General features: G+C 67.6%; 1 protein-coding gene. It reads left to right on the top strand.

Annotated features, from left to right (window positions below; genetic code table 11):
- A partial coding sequence (locus tag DYI24_RS26665) for an autotransporter-associated beta strand repeat-containing protein (RefSeq protein WP_205523710.1) occupies nucleotides 1-1,335 on the top strand: 1,335 nt, incomplete at both ends.

Below are 1,335 nucleotides of genomic sequence, written 5' to 3'. Positions count from 1 at the left end.
GTCGTCAACAACGGGACGCTGGAATTCGCGCGTTCCGACGCCCACACGTTCAGCGGCGCTATTTCCGGCACCGGCAATCTGATCAGCTTCGGCGGCAGCGCCGGCAGTGGCGTTTTCACGGTGACCGGAACCAATACTTACACCGGCGGCACCACCGTCTCCAGAGGCACCTTGCAGATCGGCGACGGCGGCACGTCGGGATCGATCCTCGGCGATGTCACCAACAACGCCACGCTCGCCTTCAATCGTTCCGACGCGACCAGCTTCGGCGGCGCGATCTCGGGTGGCGGCAATCTGATCAAGCGTGGCGCCGGCAACCTGTCGCTGACCGGCGTCAGCAGCTACACCGGCGCCACCACGGTCGAGGCCGGCACGCTCAGCGTCAACGGCTCGATCGCCTCGTCATCGCTGACGACGGTGAATTCCGGCGCAGCACTTGGCGGCAACGGCACGGTCGGCACCACGCTGATCAACGGCGGCGCGCTGGCGCCGGGCAATTCGATCGGCACGCTGGATGTCAGCGGCAACCTGACCTTTACGGCGGCATCGAGCTACATGGTCGAGGTGTCGCCGACCAGCGCCGACCGCGTCAACGTTTCGGGCACAGCGACGCTCGGCGGCGCCACCGTGAACGCGTCGTTCGCCAGTGGCGGCTATGTCGAGCGGCAGTACACGATCGTCAATGCGACCGGCGGTGTGGTCGGCACCTTCGGCACGCTGGTCAATACCAATCTGCCGGCCGGCTTCAGATCGAGCCTCGGCTACGACGCCAACAATGCCTACCTCAACCTTGTGCTCGACTATACGTCCGACCCATCGGGCCCGTCGTCGGGAGTCAACGGCGGCCTCACCGGCAACCAGACCCAGGTCGCCAACGCACTCAGCACTTACTTCGCGCGCAACGGCAGCATTCCGATCGTGTTCGGTGCGCTGACGCCGGCCGGGCTCAGCATCGCCTCCGGCGAAACGGCGACCGGCGCGCAGCAGTCGACGTTCAGTGCCATGACCCAGTTCCTGGGCGTGCTGACCGATCCGTCGAGCAACGGCCGCAGCGGGCGGGATGCAGCGTCAGGTCCGATGGCGTACGCTGATCGCCCCGTGCGCGGCTCGGCGTCCGACGCCTACGCGATGATCACCAAGAGCGCTGCGGCGCCGTTCGTGCCGCATTGGAGTGTGTGGGGGGCCGGCTTCGGCGGCGCACAGACCACCGACGGCAATGCTTCGCTCGGCTCCGCCACCGCAACCAGCCGGCTCGCCGGCATTGCGGCCGGCGCCGATTACTGGCTGTCGCCGCAGACTGTCGCGGGTTTTGCGATGGCCGGCGGCGCCACGCCG

This window comes from Rhodopseudomonas sp. BR0C11, from assembly GCF_010820945.1.
Lineage (GTDB): Bacteria > Pseudomonadota > Alphaproteobacteria > Rhizobiales > Xanthobacteraceae > Rhodopseudomonas > Rhodopseudomonas palustris_H.
The sequence above is the reverse complement of the archived record's forward strand: the minus strand, read 5'-3'. Positions and strand labels throughout refer to the sequence as shown.